Origin of the sequence: Variovorax sp. 22077 (assembly GCF_052044195.1) — a bacterium.
GTDB classification, from domain to species: Bacteria; Pseudomonadota; Gammaproteobacteria; order Burkholderiales; family Burkholderiaceae_C; genus Variovorax; species Variovorax atrisoli.
On the sequence record NZ_JBQEQC010000027.1, the window covers coordinates 60,719 to 78,492 of the forward strand.

The following is a 17,774-nucleotide window of genomic DNA, read 5'->3' on the forward strand; positions in this document are numbered from 1 at the left end:
TTTTCGACTTGGAACCTTTCCCGCTCATGACGCGTTTCGCTCCCCTGTCCTTCGTCGCCCTTGCTGCCGCCCTCGCATGCACCGCAGCCCAGGCGCAGACCGCCTTTCCCGCCACGCTCGCCGGCCACGCCGTGCTGCCCGCGCAGAGCTTCGTCGCCGCGCCCAAGGATGCGCCGGCCGACCTGCAGGTCAGCGGCAAGTTCACCACCGGCAAGCGCGTGGAGGCGGTGGGCTCGGTCGAAGGCCTCTCGGGCGGCCGCGGCACCGGCCTGTCGCTGCCCTTCAAGGGCCAGCCGCTGCAGGGCCACTCGGGCATCAAGAAGATGGACGACGGCAGCTTCTGGATCCTCACCGACAACGGCGCCGGCACCAAGGCCAACTCGCCCGACTTCATGCTCTACCTGAACCACTACAAGGTGGACTTCAAGAGCGGCAAGTTCAACCGTATCGAAACCGTCTTCTTGCACGACCCCGACAGGAAGGTGCCCTTCCGCATCGTCCATGAAGGCACGAAGCAGCGCTACCTGACCGGCTCCGACTTCGACCCCGAGAGCTTCCAGTTCGCCGGCGGCGCGCTGTGGATCGGCGAGGAGTTCGGCCCCTTCCTCATCAAGGCCGACCTGACGGGCAAGGTGCTCGCCGTGTACGACACGCTGGTCGACGGCAAAACCGTGCGCTCGCCCGACCATCCGGCCGTGACCACGCCCGGCGCCCCGGGCGACGCGGTCGACTTCCAGATCAAGCGCTCCAAGGGCTTCGAGGGCATGGCCTCGTCGAAGGACGGCAGCAAGCTGTACGCGCTGCTCGAAGGCCCGGTGTGGAACGCCGAGGCGAAGGACTACGAGAAGGTCGAAGGCAAGGAAGCGCTGCGCGTGCTGGAATTCGACGTCGCCACCGAGAAGTGGACCGGCCGCCACTGGAAGTACGTGCTCGAGGCGAATGGCAACGCCATCGGCGACTTCAACATGATCGATGCGACCACGGGCCTCATCATCGAGCGCGACAACGGCGAAGGCACCAGCGACAAGGCCTGCCCCGAAGGCCAGAAGCGCACCGACTGCTTCCACGACATCGCGAAGTTCAAGCGCGTCTACAAGGTCGAGCTCAACGACGCGAACGTGGGCGGCCCGGTGCGCAAGATCGGCTACATCGACCTGCTGGACATTGCCGACCCGAACAAGCTCGCGCGCAAGCCCCTGAACGACGGCGTGCTGAAGTTCCCCTTCTTCACCATCGAGAACGTCGATGTGGTCGACGCGACGCACATCGTGGTCGGCAACGACAACAACCTGCCCTTCTCGAGCAGCCGCGAGCCGAACAAGGCGGACGACAACGAGCTGGTGCTGCTGAAGGCGGGGGCGCTGCTGCAGGCGAAGTGAGCAAGCGGGCGCGTCCGGGGGAATGCCCCGGATCGCAGGCGGGGTGGTTGAGAAGAATTCTTTTCAGATGAGTATCATTCTCATCTTCTCGGATTTCCTCTCCCCTCCTCCATGAACCTCCGTACGACCTCGCACGCCGTCCGGCGCGCGTCGTGACTGCCGGCGTTCGCCATCGCTTAGGCGTTGTTTCGCGCGCCGTGGCCGCCATCGCCGGCGGCTACGGCGTCGCGGCGCTCTCTTCCGTCGTGCTCGCACTGTGCCTGCCCGCCGCCTTCGGCATGGCGCGCAGCGAGGCCACGATGACCGGCCTGCTCGCTTCCTTCGCCGTCTTCGCGCTCTCCGTGATGTGGGTCTTCGCCGCGCGCACGGCGTTTCGTGCGTGGTCCGGCCTTGCCGTGGCCGCGGCGGTGCTGGGTGCGCTCCTCCTGCTGCTCATGCGCACCACCGGAGCGGCCGCATGAAGGAAGGCTTCCGCCAGTCGATGGCATGGCTTCACACCTGGTCGGGCCTTCTGGTCGGCTGGGTGCTGTTCATGGTGTTCGCGGCCGGGACGGCTTCGTACTTCAAGGATGAGATCACCTTCTGGATGAAGCCCGAGCTGCATGCACCGGCCGCGCGCGCCCAGGTGCCGCAGGTCCAGGCGGCCGAGGGCGCGGTGGCCTATCTGCAGAAGCACGGCGCCGGCAGTCCGCGCTGGTTCATCAACCTGCCGGCGGAGCGCCAGCCGTCGACCGACGTGCTGTATCTGGCCACGCCGGCCTCGGCTGCCGCACCCGGCGACAAGCCGCGCCGCCGCTTCGACCGCGTATCGCTCGACCCCTTCACCGGCGAGGCGCTCACCGCCGCACGGGCCACGCGCGGCGGCGAGTTCTTCTATCGCCTGCATTTCGACCTGCACTACATGCCCGCGCTATGGGCGCGCTGGATCGTCGGCTTCTGCGCGATGTTCATGCTGGTGGCGATCTTCAGCGGCATCGTGACGCACAAGCGCATCTTCAAGGACTTCTTCACCTTCCGCCCGAAGAAGGGCCAGCGCTCGTGGCTCGACGCGCACAACGTGACGGCGGTGCTCGCCCTGCCCTATCACCTGATGATCACGTACACGGGCCTGGTCACGCTGATGTTCATGTACATGCCCTGGGCCCCGCAGGTGGCCTACAAGGAGCGCGGCGGCGAGCAGGCCTTCTTCTCAGAGGTCTTTCCCGGCGGTGGCCGCGACCAGGTCAAGGCGTCCGGCAACAAGGCGCCGCTCGCACCGATCGCGCCGATGATGGCGCAGGCCTCCGTGCACTGGAACGGCGCCGCCGTGGGCCGTATCACCGTGCACCAGCCCAACGACGCCAACGCGGTCGTCTCGCTCACCCGCGCGGAAGGGCCGCAGCTGTCCTACGACAAGCCGTCGATGCTATTCAACGGCACCACGGGTGCGCTGATCGGCGCTTTCGGCGACGTGCCCAAGCCCGCGGCCGAGACGCGCGGCGTGCTCTACGGCCTGCACATCGCGCGCTTCGGCGATCCGCTGCTGCGCGCGCTGTTCTTCCTCTCGGGGATCGCGGGCTGCCTGATGGTGGCGACGGGGCTTCTGCTGTGGGCCGTGAAGGAGCGCCAGAAGTTCGCGAAGATGCTCAAGCAGGGCGGGCGCATCGGCTTCGGACTGCGCCTCGTCGACGGCTTGAACCTCGGCGCCATCGCCGGACTGCCCGTCGCGATGGCCGCCTTCTTCTGGGCCAATCGCCTGCTGCCGGTCGGCATGGCCGAGCGCGGCGACGCGGAGATCCGCTGGTTCTTCATCGTCTGGGGCGCGGCTGCGGTGCTCGGGCTGCTGCGGCCCACGCTGCGCATGTGGCAGGCGCAGCTCGCGGCGGGCGCGCTGCTCTTCGCACTGCTGCCGGTGCTCAACGCCTTCACCGGGCCGGCGCCGCTGACCGTCAGCCTGCGCACCGGTCCCAGCGCGGTGGCGGGTTTCGACCTGGTCGTGATAGCGCTGGGCCTGGGGCTCGCGGGCGCGGTGTGGATCGTCGAGCGCAAGCGGCGCAAGTCGATGGCTGCCCGGCAGCAGGCGCAGAAGCACCTGCCGGCCTCGCCGCAACAGCAGCAGCAGCCGTCGTCGTCGTCGACGCTCGCCGCGTCGGGCCAGGGATCGTGACGGCGATGGATTCGTCCCTTCTCTCCCTCGTGTTCGCCGCCTCGCTCGCGGGCTTCTGCGCGCTGAGCCTTGCGATGGACCGCCACAGCGAGGACGTCTACGGCCGAGGCAGCACGCCGGGGCGGTGGCGGCGCTGGCTGCAGCTCGGCGGTGCCGCGCTGCTGTGCCTGTCGCTGGGCGGCAGCCTGCGGGTGGCCGGCAGCGCGGTCGGCTGGGTGCTGTGGCTGGGCACGCTCACGGCCGCGGCGCTGTCCACGGTGGCGCTGCTCAGCTACGCGCCGCGACGCTTCCACTGGATCGCATTCGCGGCGACGGCCGTCGCGCTGTGCAGCCTGCTTGCGAGCTTGCTTTCGCCGTCGTCCGCATCGCTCACGCCGTGACGGAAGCGGTGCGCAGCGCCTGCGCGCTCATCGCGCCTTCCACCGCCCTACATAGGGCCGCGCCACATCGCAAGCCGGCGTGCCCTTCGGGCCTTGCAGGCCCATCGCGTCGAGCGTTTCCTGTACCTGGCTCAGCGCGGCCACCACCGAGCGGCCGATGACCGCCACCCTCAGCCTCCGTGGTTTCACGCAGGCCGCCGCACCGAGCTGCCGCCCGAGAGCACGCCCTGCGTCATCGGCAGCGCCATGAAGTCGTGCGGGAAGCCCATCGACACGGCGCTGGCCGCTTCCAGGCGTTGCAGCGCTTCGGCGTCGAGCTGAACGTCGAGCGCGCCGAGGTTGTCCTCGAACTGCGCGAAGGTGCGCGCGCCGATGATCGGCATCACCGTCGGCGCGCGGCGCTGCAGCAGCCACGCCAGCGCGACCTGCGCGCTCGAGCGGCCCTGCTCCTTCGCGACCTGCCCGACCACTTCGGCGATCTCCAGCGAGCGGGCGCTGAGCGCGCCGTTGCCCACGGCCACGTCCTTGCGCGAGCCCGTTACGCCCGAGCCCGGGTCGTTGCGATGCTCCAGATCGGCGCGCGTGTACTTGCCCGAGAGCACGCCGCTGCCCAGCGGCGACCACGCCAGCACGCCAAGGCCCAGCTCCTGCGCCATCGGCAGCAGCTCGCGCTCCACGGTGCGCTCGATCAGGCTGTATTCGATCTGCAGCGCGACCAGCGGCGCCCAGCCGCGCAGCTCGGCCAGCGTCTGCATGCGCGCGATCTGCCAGGCCGGCGTGTCGGAGATGCCCGCGTACAGCACCTTGCCCGAGCGCACGAGGTCGTCGAAGGCGCGCATCACTTCCTCGAATGGCGTGAGCCCGTCCCAGATGTGCAGGTACAGCAGGTCGATGTAGTCGGTGCCCAGCCGCTTGAGGCTGGCCTCCACCGAGCGGACCATGTTGCGGCGGTGGTTGCCGCCGGCGTTCGGGTTGCCCGGCTGCATGTTGAGCGAATACTTGGTAGCCACCACCACCGACTCGCGCCTGTCGGCGATGAACTGGCCCAGCAGCCGCTCCGAACTGCCGTTGGTATAGAAGTTGGCGGTGTCGATGAAGTTGCCGCCGCGCTCCAGGTAGAGGTCGAACATGCGGCGCGATTCGCCCGCGTCGGCGCCCCAGCCCCATTCCTGGCCGAAGGTCATGGTGCCCAGCGACACGGGGCTGACGCGCAGGCCCGAGCGGCCGAGGGTGATGTAGTCGTCCAGCTTCATGATGCAGATTCCTTTCGTGCTTTCGTTGCGAGGTGAAGGCGGCGGCGCGAGGGCCGCACTGCCATGGCCTCGAAGGTATTGGCGCGATTGCTCCTGAAAAAGCCGGCTGGATCGAATGCTTTGTGAAGCCGGTCTTCATAATGGCCCCCATGTCGCCCGACCTGCTTCCGGCCATCGCCGCCTTCGCCCGCGTGGCGCACCACGCCAGCTTCACGCGTGCCGCCGAGGAGCTCGGGGTGTCGCCATCGGCTCTCTCGCAGACCGTCCGTACGCTGGAGCAGAAGCTCGGCGTGCGGCTGCTGGACCGCACCACGCGGCGCGTCGGTGTGACGGAGCTGGGGCAGCAGTTCCTCGCGGGTGCGCAACAGGGCCTGGCCGCGCTCGCGCAGGCGGTCGAGGGCATCGACGAGGCGCGCGACAGGCCGGCAGGGTTGCTGCGCCTGAACGTCTCGCGCGTGGCGGCGGAGCTGCTCTTCTTCCCGCACTTCGGCGCGTTCGCCGATGCCTATCCGGACATCACGCTCGAGTTCGTCTGCGACAACCGCATGGTCGACCTCGTGGAAGGCGGCTTCGACGCCGGCATCCGCCTGGGCGAGAGCCTCGCGCAGGACGTGGTGGCCGTGCCGGTGGGCGGGCCGCTGCGCATGGTGACTTACGCGGCGCCCAGCTACCTGAGGGGGCGCAAGCCGCCGCGCACGCCCGAGGACCTGCGCGAGCACCGCTGCCTGAACTACCGCCTGACCACCGGCGGCCTCTATCGATGGGAGTACGCGCAGGACGGGCGCGTGCTCGACGTGGAGCTCGCAGGCCCGCTCGTCAGCAACGACGCAGACCTGCTGCTCGCGGCCGCGCGCTCGGGCGCGGGCATCGCGACGTCGTTCGAAGGAGCGGTGCGGGAGGACTTCGCGAGCGGCCGCCTCGTGCCGCTGCTGGAGCCCTGGTGGCCGACCTTCCCGGGCTTCTATCTCTACTACCCCAGCCGCGCGCAGATGCCGCGCAAGCTGCGGGTGTTCATCGACTTCCTGCAGGCGCGGCACGCGCCGCCGCCGGTGTCGCAGCGGGCGGTCAAGCCCGCATCAGCGCCTCGATCTCGTCCGCCTTCACAGGCACGCCGCGCGAGATGAGTTCGCAGCCGGTGGCGGTGACGATCGCGTCGTCCTCGATGCGGATGCCGATGTTGTGGAACTGCTCGGGCACGCCCTCGGCTGGGCGCACGTAGATGCCGGGCTCCAGCGTGAGAACCATGCCGGGGTGCAGGATGCGGCTCGGCCGGTTCTTGATGACCTCGTTCGACAGCGGGTCCTTGCGCTCGCTCACCTCGCCGACCTGCGTGGGCTCGACGTAGCTGCCGCAGTCGTGCACGTCCATGCCGAGCCAGTGGCCGGTGCGGTGCATGTAGAACTGGAAGTAGGCGCGCTTGTCGATCACGTCGTCGACGCTGCCGACCTTGTTGGCGTCGAGCAGGCCGAAGTCGAGCATGCCCTGCGCCAGCACCCGCACCGCCGCGTCGTGCGGGTCGTTGAAGCGGTTGCCGGCCTTGGTGGCCGCCGCCGCCGCGTCCTGGCTGGCCAGCACCAGGTCGTACAGCGCGCGCTGCGGGCCGGTGAACTTGCCGTCGGCGGGGAAGGTGCGGGTGATGTCGCTGGCGTAGCCGTCGAGCTCGCAGCCCGCGTCGATCAGCACCAGCTCGCCCTTGCGCACGGGCGCGGCGTCGGCGCGGTAGTGCAGCACGCAGGCATTCGCGCCGGCCGCGACGATGGAGTAGTACGCGGGGTACTGCGAGCCGCCCAGGCGGAATTCGTGCAGCAGCTCGGCGTCGAGGTGGTACTCGCGGGCGTCCTTGCCCTCGCGCAGCATGCGGGCCGACAGCTGCATCGCACGCACGTGCGCGCGGGCGCTGATCTGCGCGGCGCGGCGCATGATGTCCTGCTCGTGCGCGTCCTTGACCAGGCGCATCTCGTCGAGCGGGCCGCACAGGTCGCGCTGTTCGTCGGGGCACAGCGCGCCGTAGCGCACGCGCGCGCGCACCGATTGCAGCCAGCCGTCGACGCGGCTTTCCAGGCCCTTGTGGATGGCGAAGGGAAACCACACGGTGGCACGGTTTTCCAGCAGCTTGGGCAGCTTCGCGTCGAGTTCGGTGACGGGGAAGGCCTCATCGACGCCGAGTGCCGCGGGCGCCGCGTCGGGGCCCAGGCGGTAGCCGTCCCAGATCTCTCGCTCGACGTCCTTGGGCGCGCAGAACAGCGTCGAGCGGCCGTCGCCCGCCAGCACCAGCCAGGCGTTGGGCTCGGTGAAGCCGGTCAGGTAATAGAAGTAGCTGTCGTGGCGATACAGGAAGTCGGTATCGCGGTTGCGCGGCCGCTCGGGCGCGGTCGGGATGATGGCGATGCCGTCCTTGCCCAGTTGCGAGGCGAGGCGCGCGCGGCGCTCGGCGTAGATCGTGGTGGCGATGTCTGCTGCGGTCATCTTGTTGGCGTGTTCAGTTGGGCGAGCCGTTCGGGGGTTCCCACGTCGGTCCAGGGGCCGGTGTAGAGCTCGGCGCTCACGAGTTCATTGTCCATCGCGGCGCGCAGGATCGGCGCCAGCGGGGCTTTGCGGCCGGCCGGGTTGCCGCTCGGGATGTCGCAATAGGGCGGCGCGAAGAGCGCAGCGCGGTACAGGCCGATGGTCGAGAAGGTGTATTTCTGGTCGGCGGTGTTGAGCGCTAGGCCATCCGGCGAGAGGCCGAAATCGCCCTTGGGGTTGTGCGCGGGGTTGGGCACCAGCCAGAGATGCGCGAGCCTGTTGCTGGCCACGAACCTGTCGACCGAGGCCTGCGTGAAGGCGAATCCGGGCGCGAATACATCACCCGCTGCGACCCAGAACACGTCGCCCAGCAGGGGCAGCGCGCGCACGATGCCGCCGGCCGTTTCCAGCGCACCGCCGAAGTCGCGGCCCTCGTCGGAGTATGAAATCGATAGCGCGGAATGACCGCCCAACAAGGGTTTTGCGCCGAACCGTTCCGAAATCTGGGCGCCGAGCCAGTCGGTGTTGACGACCAGTTCGGTGAAGCCGCCGTCGGCCAGCGCCTCCATCGGCCATTGCATCAGGGGCTTGCCGTGCACCTCCAGCAGGGGCTTGGGTGTGGCATCGGTCAGCGGCCGCATGCGCTCGCCGCGCCCGGCGGCCAGGATCATGGCGCGCACCGCGTTGCCGCTCACGCCACGACCCGTCCGCGCTGCAGCTCGTTGCGCTCGCTGTGCCGAGGCTGGAACAGCGACACCAGGCATTCCATCAGCGCATGCGCCTTGGCCGAGTGGTCGCCGCTGAAGTTGCAGACGTACACGTCCAGCGTCACGCCGCGCTGTTCGGGCCATGTGTGGATGCACAGGTGCGATTCGGCCAGCAGCACCGTGGCGGTGACCCCGCCCGGGCCCTGTGGCGTGGCCGGGAAGCCGTGGATCAGCTTGCCCACCGCCTGCAGCCCGGCGGCCGCCACCGCCTTGAGGCAGACCGCGCCGAGGGCATCGCGATCGGTGAGCCACTGGGGGCCGCATTGGCAGTCGTGGAGGTCGGCGGTGAGGTGCAGCCCGTGCATGGGTGGCAACTCTAGCAGTCCGCCCTGCTGCCCAGGCGCACAGGAGCATCGGAAGGGTGTTCGGGCCGTATCGGGAGCGTTCGGGGCTCGCCCGGTAAAATCGCGGGTTCTCCCCACCCCAACCTCCCTTTTCCCTCCGAAAGTCCACCGCACATGGCAAACCACGCCCTGATGGCCAACGCAATCCGCGCACTGGCCATGGATGCCGTCCAACAAGCAAATTCCGGACATCCGGGCGCACCGATGGGCATGGCCGACATGGCCGTCGCACTCTGGGGCGATCACCTTCGCTACAACCCTGCCAACCCGCACTGGTTCGACCGCGACCGCTTCGTGCTGTCGAACGGCCACGCCTCGATGCTGCTGTACTCGGTGCTGCATCTCACCGGCTACGACCTGCCCATCGGCGAACTCAAGAACTTCCGCCAGCTGCACAGCAAGACCGCCGGCCACCCCGAAGTGGACGTGACCCCGGGCGTCGAGACCACCACCGGCCCGCTGGGCCAGGGCATCACCAACGCCGTGGGCTTCGCGCTGGCCGAGAAGCTGCTGTCGGCCGAGTTCAACCGCAAGGACCACACCGTGGTCGACCATCACACCTACGCCTTCCTGGGCGACGGCTGCATGATGGAAGGCATCAGCCATGAGGCCTGCGCGCTGGCCGGCGCCTGGCACCTGAACAAGCTGATCGCGCTGTACGACGACAACGGCATCAGCATCGACGGCCAGGTCAAGCCCTGGTACATCGACAACGTGGCCGAACGCTTCCACGCCTATGGCTGGCATGTGATCGGCCCGATCGACGGCAACGACGCCGCCGAAGTGTCCAAGGCCATCGCCAAGGCCAAGCTGTCGACCGACAAGCCCACGCTCATCAACTGCAAGACCGTCATCGGCAAGGGCAGCCCGAACCGCGCCGGCACCGCCAAGGCCCACGGCGAGGCGCTGGGCGCCGAAGAAATCAAGCTCACGCGCGACGCCATCGACTGGCACTACCCGCCCTTCGAGATCCCGGCCGAGGCGTATGCCGACTGGGACCACAAGGAAGCCGGCGCCAACATCGAAGCCGAGTGGAACGCCAAGTTCGCCGCCTACGCCGCCGCCTACCCCGAGCTGGCCGCCGAGTTCACCCGCCGCATGAAGGGCGAGCTGCCCAAGGACTTCCACCAGGTGGCGTTCGACACCGTGGTCGCCGCACACACCAAGGCCGAGACCGTCGCCAGCCGCAAGGCCAGCCAGCTCGCGCTCGAAGCCTTCACCGCCGCGCTGCCCGAGATGCTCGGCGGCAGCGCCGACCTGACCGGCTCGAACCTCACCAACACCAAGAGCACCGCCGCGCTGCGCTTCGACGCGAAGACCGGCGCGGTGGTCATGAACGTGCCCGCCGTCGAAGGCAAGCAGGGCGCGGAAGACGAAGCCAAGTCCGAAGCCCCGGCCGAAACGCCGCACGGCACCATCGGCCGCCACATCAACTACGGCGTGCGCGAGTTCGGCATGGCGGCCATCATGAACGGCGTGGCGCTGCATGGCGGCTACATCCCCTACGGCGGCACCTTCCTCACCTTCAGCGACTACAGCCGCAACGCCATCCGCATGGCCGCGCTGATGAAACGCCGCGTGATCCACGTCTTCACGCACGACTCCATCGGCCTGGGCGAAGACGGCCCGACGCACCAGTCGATCGAGCACGCCGCCTCGCTGCGCCTGATCCCGAACCTCGACGTCTGGCGCCCGTCGGACACGGCCGAGACCGCCGTGGCCTGGGCCGTGGCGCTGCAGAACCAGTCGCGCCCGACAGCGCTGCTGCTGAGCCGCCAGAACATCGCCTACTCGCCCAAGAGCGAACTCGGCGACATCAGCCGAGGCGCCTACGTGCTCTCCGAGCCCGAGAACGTCGGCCTCAAGAACAAGAAGACGGCGGCCGTCATCATCGCCACCGGCTCCGAAGTGCCGCTCGCGCTGGCAGCCCAGAAGCTGCTGGCCGAGAAGAAGATCGCCGTGCGCGTGGTGTCGATGCCCTCGACCACCACCTTCGACCGCCAGGACCTGGCCTACAAGAAGGCCGTGCTGCCGAAGAAGCTGCCGCGCATCGCCGTGGAGATGGGCTGCACCGGCGGCTGGTGGAAGTACGGCTGCGCCGCCGTCGTCGGCATCGACACGTACGGCGAATCGGCCCCCGCGCCGGTGCTCTTCAAGCACTTCGGCTTCACGGCGGAGAACGTCGCGGCCACGGTGGAAGCCGTGCTGCGCGACTGATCGATTCCTTCTTCGCCGTTCACGACACACAACAGTTTTTCAACCTTAGGAGCAAGTCAGATGGCTATCAAACTTGGTATCAACGGCTTCGGCCGCATCGGTCGCAACGTGCTGCGCGCAGCCGTGCAGAACTTCCAGAACGACATCGAAATCGTCGCCATCAACGACCTGCTCGAGCCTGACTACCTGGCCTACATGCTCCAGTACGACTCGGTGCACGGCCGCTTCAAGGGCGACATCGCCGTCGAAGGCAGCACGCTGATCGTGAACGGCAAGAAGATCCGCCTCACGCAGGAACGCGATCCCGCGAACCTGAAGTGGAACGAAGTCGGCGCCGACGTGGTGCTGGAATCGACCGGCCTCTTCCTCACCAAGGAAACCGCGCAGAAGCACATCGACGCGGGCGCCAAGAAGGTGATCCTGTCGGCACCGTCGAAGGACGACACCCCCATGTTCGTCTACGGCGTGAACGACAAGAAGTACGCCGGCGAAGCCATCATCAGCAACGCCAGCTGCACCACCAACTGCCTGGCCCCGCTGGCCAAGGTGCTGAACGACAAGTGGGGCATCAAGCGCGGCCTGATGACCACCGTGCACGCCGCCACCGCCACGCAGAAGACCGTGGACGGCCCGAGCAACAAGGACTGGCGCGGCGGCCGCGGCATCCTGGAAAACATCATCCCGTCGTCGACCGGCGCCGCCAAGGCCGTGGGCGTGGTGATCCCCGAGCTCAACAAGAAGCTCACCGGCATGAGCTTCCGCGTGCCGACCTCCGACGTGTCGGTGGTCGACCTGACGGTCGAGCTGGTGAAGGAAGCGACGTACAAGGAAATCTGCGCCGAGATGAAGGCGCAGAGCGAAGGCGCGCTCAAGGGCGTGCTGGGCTACACCGAAGACAAGGTCGTGGCCACCGACTTCCGCGGCGACGCCCGCACCTCGATCTTCGACGCCGAAGCCGGCATCGCCCTCGACGGCACCTTCGTGAAGCTCGTGAGCTGGTACGACAACGAATGGGGCTACTCGAACAAGTGCCTGGAGATGGTGAAGGTCGTGTCGAAGTAAGGCTTCGCCGCTTCCATAAAAAAACGCGCCTCCGGGCGCGTTTTTTGTTGGGCTCCTTGATCGGGCGCCTCACCGCTATCGCAGCTTCTCGTTCCTGCGTATCTCGCTGCTCAACTGCGCCGTCAGCCGCGTCGCGGCCCTTCGCGCAGCCAGCCCGAAGTCGCCCTTGAACTCGCCGAACTCCGCAGCGCCGTTGCCCACGGCGCGCACGCGCGTGAGTTCGGTGCCTGCCGCATCGGTCACCACGCACGAGACCTCGGCCGTGAACGAGGTCGGCGGCCAGCTGATCCATGAGGACGAGCTCGAATCGGTCTTGATGCGCGGCGAGAACACCAGCGAGACGCCCGCCGCCTCGTTCGCCTTCGCGTCGCCGGCGCTGCGCAGCACGACCACGTCGCGGTAGACGGCGCGCAGCGCATCGCGGATCGACTTCTCCAGGTCGCGGTACGGGTAGTAGCTCACGCGGTCGCCGCTGCCGCCGGGGGTGATCACTTCGAGGTCGCGGTCGGCATCGGTCATCACGTAGGCGACCTTCTTCGGCACGAGGTACGCCTGCGAACGTGGCGGGGCGGTCTCGGTGATCATGGTGATCGGGTGCACGCAGCCGCCGAGCAGCAGCAGCAACAAGGCCGACGGTGCGATGGACGCCGGACGAAAAAGGGGTTGCATCGAAGCGCCTCCTGGCCTCAGGGGTCAACGGCCGATGGCGGCCACGAACTGCGGATCGGCATACACCTGCCGCAGCAAGGCACGCACGAGGCGCGGGTACGCGGCCTGCCCGGCGGGCACGGCGACGATGCTCGCGTAGCTCGAATCGAAGGCGGTCTCGGCGCGGTAGGTCTTGCGCAGGCGCTGCGTGGCGTCGCGCGTGACGGTGATCTCGACTTCCATGCGGCCCGCGCCGTTGATCACGCCGAGGTCGATCTCGTTGACCAGCACGCGCGCCGCGATGCGCGTTGGCGCCTTCGGGTCGTAGACGGAGATCTCGCTGAGGTCGCGCATCATCGCGTCCTGCAGGTACTGGGCGAAGCTGCCGCTGGGCGACAGCAGCCGGGCGCTGCGCAGCCGCACGGTGTTGACCTTGTCGTTTGCATCGGAGGGCTGCGCCTTCGCGAGGGCCACCATGCCGGGGCGCGTGGCCTCCAGCTTGTCGAGGGTCTCGTAGTCGGCCGCGTAGGGCGGCGCCAGCAATGGCGCGCAGCCGGTGGCCAGAACGGCGGCTGCCAGCGCGCCTATCAAGAGCAGGCTGCGCAAACGCCAGCCTTGCTGCGAACTAAAGATGGCCATCCCTTCGGTCCCCTCTCTGCATCTTCACGAGGCCCGCGATGCATGCATGGTGCATCGGTGGCGCGTGCTCCCGGCGCGACGGTAGCACGCATCGCGCGGCGCGCGAATGCGTGAAGCCGCGAAACCGAAAGGTACGAAGAGGTGGGAAGGAGGGGCTAAGGCGTGCCTCAGACCGGCTCGAGCACGTGGATCAGCTTGCCCGCGGTGAGCTCCTTCGTCTTCTCGCCGTGGGCCTTCATGTGCGGCGCGACCGCGTGCGCCTGCAGGTGCGCCAGGGTTTCCCACTTCTCGATCACGACGAAGGTGTCGGGGCCGAAGCTGGCCTTCGACGCGGGGATGCCCTGCGCATCGACCGTGGCGCCGTACTCGATGCAGCCTGCCTCGGCCAGCACGGCCGCGCGGTTCTCGGCGAAGGCTTCGAGCAGCCTGGCGCGCTGGCCGGGCTTGGCGGTGATGACGGCGACGACGTGGATCATTGAAAGGGTCTCCGGTTGGTTGGTTGGATGGTTGGTCGATTTGAATGCGACGGCCGAATCTAAGAGATTTGGCGCGGCGGTGCCGGTCAGGTCCGCGACAAGGCCGTGTCCCTGTCTTGTCCCTATCATCTTCCGCATGTTCTTCCCGCTACCTCGCACGGCCACCGCGCCCTTCTGTCCTTCCGAAGTCAAGGGCAGCGTCGCCGTCCCGCAGGAACTGCCGTTCTTCAAGAAGCTGATGCGCTACGCGGGTCCGGGCCTGCTGGTGTCGGTCGGCTACATGGACCCGGGCAACTGGGCGACCGACATCGAGGCCGGCTCGCGCTTCGGCTACGGCCTGCTGTTCGTGGTGCTGCTCGCGAGCCTGGCCGCGATGCTGCTGCAGACGCTGTGCGTGCGGCTGGGCATCGTCGCGCGCAAGGACCTGGCGCGCATCTGCCGCGAGCACTACTCGCCGCGCGTCAACCGCCTGCTGTGGCTGGGCGCCGAGCTGGCCATCGTGGCCTGCGACCTCGCCGAGGTGCTGGGCAGCGCGCTCGCGCTGCACCTGCTGTTCGGCGTGTCGATCCCGGTGGGCATCGCGATCACCGCCTTCGACACGCTGCTGGTGCTGGGCCTGCAGGGCGCGGGCTTCCGCCGCGTGGAGGCCATCGTGCTGGGGCTCGTGGGCACGATCGCAGCCTGCTTCGTGGTCGAGCTGGCGATGTCGCCGCCCAACTGGTTCGGCGTGGCAATGGGCTTCGGCCCGAGCCTGGAGCGGCTGCACCAGCCGAGCGCGCTGTACCTGGCCATCGGCATCGTCGGCGCGACGGTGATGCCGCACAACCTGTACCTTCACTCGTCGATCGTGCAGACGCGCCTGATCGCCGACACCGAGCCCGCGCGGCGCGAGGCGGTGCGCTTCTGCACGCTCGACGCGGTGGTGTCGCTCTCGCTTGCGCTGCTGGTCAACGCGGCCATCATGGTGCTCGCTGCCAGCGCCTTCCACGCCACCGGCCACCGCGAGGTGACGGAGATCGACGACGCCTACCGGCTGCTGGAGCCCGTCGTCGGCAGCGCGGTCGCGGCCACGCTGTTCGGCATCGCGCTGCTGGCCTCGGGGCAGAGCTCGACCTTCACCGGCACCATTGCAGGCCAGATCATCATGGAAGGCTTTCTCGACCTGAAGATCCCTTGCTGGCAGCGCCGCCTCATCACGCGCGCGCTGGCGCTGGGCCCGGCGTGGCTGGGCGTCTGGTGGTTCGGCGACGGCGGCGTGGGCAAGATGCTGGTGCTCAGCCAGGTGGTGCTGAGCTTCCAGCTGCCCTTCGCGATGTGGCCGCTGATCCGCTTCACGAGCAGCCGAGCGCTGATGGGCGGCTTCGCCAACGGCCCGGTGGTGAAGTCGCTGGCGTGGCTGCTGTTCGGCGTGATCGGCGCGGCCAACGTTTGGCTGATCGCATCGGTGGTCGTGGGCGGGGCCTAGGCCTCAGCGCTTGCCCGCTTCCTTCCACAGCTGCACCAGCGCCTCCGGCGCCTCGGCCTCGGGCACCTCGAAGCTCACGAAGATGTCCTGCTGTTCGCCGGCGCTGCGCATGAGCACCTCGACGCGGTAGAAGCGCTGGTCGCCGTCCGACACCGTCGCGCCGGCCTGCTGTTGCGCGTGGGGCACGGCGCTGTGCAGCGCGTCGCCGATCTGCTGGCGCAGCTCCTGCGTGCACTCCCCCAGCTGGAAGCTGCGCGGCTGCGCCAGCCCCGGCACGAAGGCCAGCCCGCCCTCGCGCGTCACGCGCACGGTGGTCGCCTCGTTCAGCGGCGGCAGGCGGATCATGGCGCGATCACCCCCACGGCCTGCCAGGCGTCGACGACCGCCTTGCGGACTGCGCTGCCGGCGCCGAAGCGCTGCGACGCGACATCGATGCTGAGGGTCGCGAAGGCCTCGAAGTCGGCGTCGTTGCGCAGGCGCCCGTCGCGCAGCGTGTCGTACCAGACGCGGCCTGCGCTCTCCCATGCCGGCCCGCCGATGGCGACGGCTGCCAGGTGGAAGGCGCGGTTCGGAATGCCCGAGTTGATGTGCACGCCGCCGTTGTCCTGCGAAGTGACGACGAAGTCCTTCATGTGCGCGGGCTGCGGGTCCTTGCCGATCACCGGGTCGTCGTAGGCGGTGCCGGGCTCGGCCATCGAGCGCAGCGCCTTGGCCTTCACGGTGGACATGAAGAGGCCCGCGCCGATGAGCCAGTCGGCCTGCTGCGCGGTCTGCTTCAGCACGTGCTGCTTCACCAGCACGCCGAACACGTCGCAGATCGATTCGTTGAGCGCGCCTGGCTGGCCCTGGTAGATGAGCGCGGCCTCGTGGTCGATCACGCCGTGCGTGAGCTCGTGGCCGATGATGTCCACCGCGATGGTGAAGCGGTTCATCACCTCGCCGTCGCCGTCTCCGAACACCATCTGCGCGCCGTTCCAGAAGGCGTTGTCGTAGTCCTTGCCGTAGTGCACGCTGCCGGTCAGCGGCATGCCCGCGCCGTCGATGGAGTCGCGCTCGTACACCTCGCGGTACAGCCGCCAGGTCGCGCCCAGGTGCTCGTAGGCCTCGTCGGCCGCGATGTCGCCGGTGGCGGGCCTGCCTTCGGTGCGCACCAGCCTGCCGGGCAGCTCGGTCGTGTGGCCCGCGTCGTGGATGGCGCGCTCTGGCGAATCGGGCCGCGCGGGGCGCACCGGTGTGCCGGTGATGTTCGAGACCACCGCCGGCGGCACCAGGCCGCGCAGCGCGCGATGTTCGCGGTCGATGGCCAGCGTGCTCACCGCGCGCTCGCTCAGCGGCGGGCTGGCGCTTTCGGCAAGCCGGCTCAGCAGGTACGGCGGCACGAAGGCGGGCGGCAGGATCTGCGGATTGCGCGACGGCATGGGCGGGCCTTTCGTCGAAGGTCGATCGGGGTGTCGATCGGTTCGAAACCACCGTAGCAGAAACGCGAGGCGGCGCCTGTCGGATCGCGGCTCAAGCCCTGGGCGGCATGTCGTCTTTGCCGAGCGCGGCGGCCATGAAGTCGACGAAAGTTCGCACGCGCGCCGACAGCTGGTGGCGCTGCGGGTACACCGCGTAGATGTCGGCATCGGGCGTGCGGTAGCTGGCGAGCACCTGCACGAGCCGGCCGCTGCGCAGGTAGCGCGCGATGTCCCACTCGGCGCGCATCAGGATGCCGTGGCCGTCGAGCGCCCAGTTGACCGCGATCTCGCCGTCGTTGGTGCTGAGCATGCCGCGCGTCTTCACCGCCTCGGTGCGCTGCGCGGCGCCGCGCCCGCTGCTCAGGCGCCAGATGCCGTAGGCCTCGTCGCCCTGGCGGATGCCTATGCAGCGGTGCCGCGTGAGGTCGTTGGGCACCTTGGGCTGCCCGGCGCGCGCGAGGTAGGCGGGCGAGGCGCACAGCAGGCGCCGGTTCGACGCGATGCGCCGCGCGATCACGCGGGCCTCGGGTGGTGCGCCGAAGCGGATGCAGACGTCGAAGGCGTCGTCGGTCAGCGGCGGCGGGTTCACCGAGAGCTGCAGCTGCACCTCGACCTGCGGATGCCTGCGCGCGAACTTCGAGATCAGCGGCGCCACGTGGCTGCGCCCGAAGCCCAGCGTGGCGTTCACGCGCAGCAGCCCCTGGGGCTCGCCCTTCGCGCCGCCGAGCAGCTGCGCCATGTCGTCGATCTCGCCGAGGATGCGGCGCGCGTGCGTCACGTAGAGCTCGCCCTCGGGCGTGAGGCTCATGCGCCGTGTGGTTCGGTTCACCAGCGTGACGCCCAGGCGCGACTCCATCTGCGCCAGCCGCTTGCTCACCGCGGGCGTGCTGATGCCGAGTTCTCGCGCCCCCGCGCTCAGGCTGCCGCTGGCCGCGAGCGTGGAGAAGAAACCGAGATCGGCGGGCTGGACCGGGGCTGCCATGGGTGATCCGATTGTTGAATTCAGGTTAACGATGGATTCACTTCCGCCGTGAAT

General features: G+C 68.7%; 19 protein-coding genes. 8 read left to right on the top strand and 11 right to left on the bottom strand.

Going from position 1 to position 17,774, the window contains the following annotated elements:
* The first annotated feature begins 26 nt into the window (after window positions 1-26).
* The 4 genes from ACTJLF_RS29450 to ACTJLF_RS29465 all read left to right on the top strand — a co-directional run bounded on the left by ACTJLF_RS29450 (window position 27) and on the right by ACTJLF_RS29465 (window position 3,905).
* Window positions 27-1,379 carry an esterase-like activity of phytase family protein gene (locus tag ACTJLF_RS29450; protein ID WP_440884452.1) on the top strand — a complete coding sequence of 451 codons (1,353 nt, stop codon included), beginning with the start codon at window positions 27-29 and terminating at the stop codon, window positions 1,377-1,379.
* A 197-nt stretch (window positions 1,380-1,576) separates the two neighbouring features.
* Complete coding sequence (locus tag ACTJLF_RS29455) at window positions 1,577-1,840, top strand: DUF3649 domain-containing protein (protein WP_309936452.1); 264 nt, start codon at window positions 1,577-1,579, stop codon at window positions 1,838-1,840.
* Window positions 1,837-3,525: a PepSY-associated TM helix domain-containing protein gene (locus ACTJLF_RS29460; protein WP_440884453.1), complete on the top strand. Its 1,689-nt coding sequence runs from the start codon at window positions 1,837-1,839 to the stop codon at window positions 3,523-3,525. Before ACTJLF_RS29455 ends, ACTJLF_RS29460 begins: the two co-directional genes overlap by 4 nt.
* Window positions 3,526-3,530: 5 nt before the next feature.
* The gene (locus ACTJLF_RS29465; protein ID WP_440884454.1) at window positions 3,531-3,905 is read left to right on the top strand and encodes a DUF3325 domain-containing protein; all 375 of its coding nucleotides are present in this window, start codon (window positions 3,531-3,533) and stop codon (window positions 3,903-3,905) included.
* 27 nt (window positions 3,906-3,932) lie between these two features.
* On the opposite strand, the gene ACTJLF_RS29470 is transcribed toward ACTJLF_RS29465, so the two are convergent.
* Together ACTJLF_RS29470 and ACTJLF_RS29475 are read right to left on the bottom strand one after the other, a co-directional pair.
* Window positions 3,933-4,073 (bottom strand): hypothetical protein, encoded by a 141-nt coding sequence (locus tag ACTJLF_RS29470; protein WP_165924635.1) that lies wholly within the window; start codon window positions 4,071-4,073, stop codon window positions 3,933-3,935.
* Between the two features lie 17 nt (window positions 4,074-4,090).
* Complete coding sequence (locus tag ACTJLF_RS29475; protein ID WP_019653717.1) at window positions 4,091-5,158, bottom strand: aldo/keto reductase; 1,068 nt, start codon at window positions 5,156-5,158, stop codon at window positions 4,091-4,093.
* Between the two features lie 149 nt (window positions 5,159-5,307).
* On the opposite strand from ACTJLF_RS29475, the gene ACTJLF_RS29480 reads away from it, so the two are divergent.
* Complete coding sequence (locus ACTJLF_RS29480; RefSeq protein ID WP_440884455.1) at window positions 5,308-6,282, top strand: LysR family transcriptional regulator; 975 nt, start codon at window positions 5,308-5,310, stop codon at window positions 6,280-6,282.
* Here ACTJLF_RS29480 and ACTJLF_RS29485 read toward each other — a convergent pair.
* Genes ACTJLF_RS29485 through speD form a run of 3 tightly spaced genes read right to left on the bottom strand, consistent with a single transcriptional unit; the run spans window position 6,224 to window position 8,735 of the window.
* Window positions 6,224-7,624 (bottom strand): aminopeptidase P N-terminal domain-containing protein, encoded by a 1,401-nt coding sequence (locus tag ACTJLF_RS29485; protein WP_440884456.1) that lies wholly within the window; start codon window positions 7,622-7,624, stop codon window positions 6,224-6,226. The two genes, ACTJLF_RS29480 and ACTJLF_RS29485, sit on opposite strands and share 59 nt — an antisense overlap.
* Complete coding sequence (locus tag ACTJLF_RS29490; protein ID WP_440884475.1) at window positions 7,621-8,334, bottom strand: nucleotidyltransferase family protein; 714 nt, start codon at window positions 8,332-8,334, stop codon at window positions 7,621-7,623. Before ACTJLF_RS29490 ends, ACTJLF_RS29485 begins: the two co-directional genes overlap by 4 nt.
* A 20-nt stretch (window positions 8,335-8,354) precedes the next feature.
* Window positions 8,355-8,735 (bottom strand): adenosylmethionine decarboxylase, encoded by a 381-nt coding sequence (gene speD, locus ACTJLF_RS29495; RefSeq protein ID WP_440884457.1) that lies wholly within the window; start codon window positions 8,733-8,735, stop codon window positions 8,355-8,357.
* A 153-nt stretch (window positions 8,736-8,888) separates the two neighbouring features.
* On the opposite strand from speD, the gene ACTJLF_RS29500 reads away from it, so the two are divergent.
* Complete coding sequence (locus ACTJLF_RS29500) at window positions 8,889-10,991, top strand: transketolase family protein (RefSeq protein WP_019653742.1); 2,103 nt, start codon at window positions 8,889-8,891, stop codon at window positions 10,989-10,991.
* 60 nt (window positions 10,992-11,051) lie between these two features.
* Window positions 11,052-12,053 (top strand): type I glyceraldehyde-3-phosphate dehydrogenase, encoded by a 1,002-nt coding sequence (gap, locus tag ACTJLF_RS29505; protein WP_019653743.1) that lies wholly within the window; start codon window positions 11,052-11,054, stop codon window positions 12,051-12,053.
* 75 nt (window positions 12,054-12,128) lie between these two features.
* On the opposite strand, the gene ACTJLF_RS29510 is transcribed toward gap, so the two are convergent.
* The 3 genes from ACTJLF_RS29510 to ACTJLF_RS29520 form a co-directional block, all read right to left on the bottom strand.
* The gene (locus ACTJLF_RS29510) at window positions 12,129-12,722 is read right to left on the bottom strand and encodes a hypothetical protein (RefSeq protein WP_440884458.1); all 594 of its coding nucleotides are present in this window, start codon (window positions 12,720-12,722) and stop codon (window positions 12,129-12,131) included.
* Between the two features lie 24 nt (window positions 12,723-12,746).
* On the bottom strand, window positions 12,747-13,340 hold the full coding sequence (locus ACTJLF_RS29515; RefSeq protein ID WP_184606044.1) for a hypothetical protein: 594 nt from the start codon (window positions 13,338-13,340) through the stop codon (window positions 12,747-12,749).
* A 167-nt stretch (window positions 13,341-13,507) separates the two neighbouring features.
* On the bottom strand, window positions 13,508-13,816 hold the full coding sequence (locus tag ACTJLF_RS29520) for a putative quinol monooxygenase (protein ID WP_019653746.1): 309 nt from the start codon (window positions 13,814-13,816) through the stop codon (window positions 13,508-13,510).
* A 136-nt stretch (window positions 13,817-13,952) separates the two neighbouring features.
* Here ACTJLF_RS29520 and ACTJLF_RS29525 point away from each other — a divergent pair, with 136 nt between their 5' ends.
* On the top strand, window positions 13,953-15,281 hold the full coding sequence (locus tag ACTJLF_RS29525) for an Nramp family divalent metal transporter (protein ID WP_440884459.1): 1,329 nt from the start codon (window positions 13,953-13,955) through the stop codon (window positions 15,279-15,281).
* Window positions 15,282-15,284: 3 nt separating this feature from the next.
* Here the strand turns inward: ACTJLF_RS29525 and ACTJLF_RS29530 are convergent, their stop codons facing one another.
* The 3 genes from ACTJLF_RS29530 to ACTJLF_RS29540 form a co-directional block, all read right to left on the bottom strand.
* On the bottom strand, window positions 15,285-15,626 hold the full coding sequence (locus ACTJLF_RS29530) for a protealysin inhibitor emfourin (protein WP_440884460.1): 342 nt from the start codon (window positions 15,624-15,626) through the stop codon (window positions 15,285-15,287).
* Entirely contained in the window at window positions 15,623-16,699 is a 1,077-nt protein-coding gene (locus tag ACTJLF_RS29535; protein ID WP_440884461.1) for a M4 family metallopeptidase, read from the bottom strand. Before ACTJLF_RS29535 ends, ACTJLF_RS29530 begins: the two co-directional genes overlap by 4 nt.
* A gap of 91 nt (window positions 16,700-16,790) precedes the next feature.
* Window positions 16,791-17,720, bottom strand: a complete 930-nt coding sequence (locus tag ACTJLF_RS29540; RefSeq protein WP_132801459.1) for a LysR family transcriptional regulator — start codon at window positions 17,718-17,720, stop codon at window positions 16,791-16,793.
* Between the last annotated feature and the right edge of the window lie 54 nt (window positions 17,721-17,774).

What these genes read in the sequence shown, in the direction of transcription:
- ACTJLF_RS29450 (WP_440884452.1), top strand. Translation starts at nt 27, where the DNA reads ATGACGCGTTTCGCTCCCCTGTCCTTCGTCGCCCTTGCTGCCGCCCTC.
- ACTJLF_RS29460 (WP_440884453.1), top strand. Translation starts at nt 1,837, where the DNA reads ATGAAGGAAGGCTTCCGCCAGTCGATGGCATGGCTTCACACCTGGTCG.
- ACTJLF_RS29465 (WP_440884454.1), top strand. Translation starts at nt 3,531, where the DNA reads ATGGATTCGTCCCTTCTCTCCCTCGTGTTCGCCGCCTCGCTCGCGGGC.
- ACTJLF_RS29475 (WP_019653717.1), bottom strand. Translation starts at nt 5,158, where the DNA reads ATGAAGCTGGACGACTACATCACCCTCGGCCGCTCGGGCCTGCGCGTC.
- ACTJLF_RS29480 (WP_440884455.1), top strand. Translation starts at nt 5,308, where the DNA reads ATGTCGCCCGACCTGCTTCCGGCCATCGCCGCCTTCGCCCGCGTGGCG.
- ACTJLF_RS29485 (WP_440884456.1), bottom strand. Translation starts at nt 7,624, where the DNA reads ATGACCGCAGCAGACATCGCCACCACGATCTACGCCGAGCGCCGCGCG.
- ACTJLF_RS29490 (WP_440884475.1), bottom strand. Translation starts at nt 8,334, where the DNA reads ATGATCCTGGCCGCCGGGCGCGGCGAGCGCATGCGGCCGCTGACCGAT.
- speD (WP_440884457.1), bottom strand. Translation starts at nt 8,735, where the DNA reads ATGCACGGGCTGCACCTCACCGCCGACCTCCACGACTGCCAATGCGGC.
- ACTJLF_RS29500 (WP_019653742.1), top strand. Translation starts at nt 8,889, where the DNA reads ATGGCAAACCACGCCCTGATGGCCAACGCAATCCGCGCACTGGCCATG.
- gap (WP_019653743.1), top strand. Translation starts at nt 11,052, where the DNA reads ATGGCTATCAAACTTGGTATCAACGGCTTCGGCCGCATCGGTCGCAAC.
- ACTJLF_RS29510 (WP_440884458.1), bottom strand. Translation starts at nt 12,722, where the DNA reads ATGCAACCCCTTTTTCGTCCGGCGTCCATCGCACCGTCGGCCTTGTTG.
- ACTJLF_RS29515 (WP_184606044.1), bottom strand. Translation starts at nt 13,340, where the DNA reads ATGGCCATCTTTAGTTCGCAGCAAGGCTGGCGTTTGCGCAGCCTGCTC.
- ACTJLF_RS29520 (WP_019653746.1), bottom strand. Translation starts at nt 13,816, where the DNA reads ATGATCCACGTCGTCGCCGTCATCACCGCCAAGCCCGGCCAGCGCGCC.
- ACTJLF_RS29525 (WP_440884459.1), top strand. Translation starts at nt 13,953, where the DNA reads ATGTTCTTCCCGCTACCTCGCACGGCCACCGCGCCCTTCTGTCCTTCC.
- ACTJLF_RS29530 (WP_440884460.1), bottom strand. Translation starts at nt 15,626, where the DNA reads ATGATCCGCCTGCCGCCGCTGAACGAGGCGACCACCGTGCGCGTGACG.
- ACTJLF_RS29535 (WP_440884461.1), bottom strand. Translation starts at nt 16,699, where the DNA reads ATGCCGTCGCGCAATCCGCAGATCCTGCCGCCCGCCTTCGTGCCGCCG.
- ACTJLF_RS29540 (WP_132801459.1), bottom strand. Translation starts at nt 17,720, where the DNA reads ATGGCAGCCCCGGTCCAGCCCGCCGATCTCGGTTTCTTCTCCACGCTC.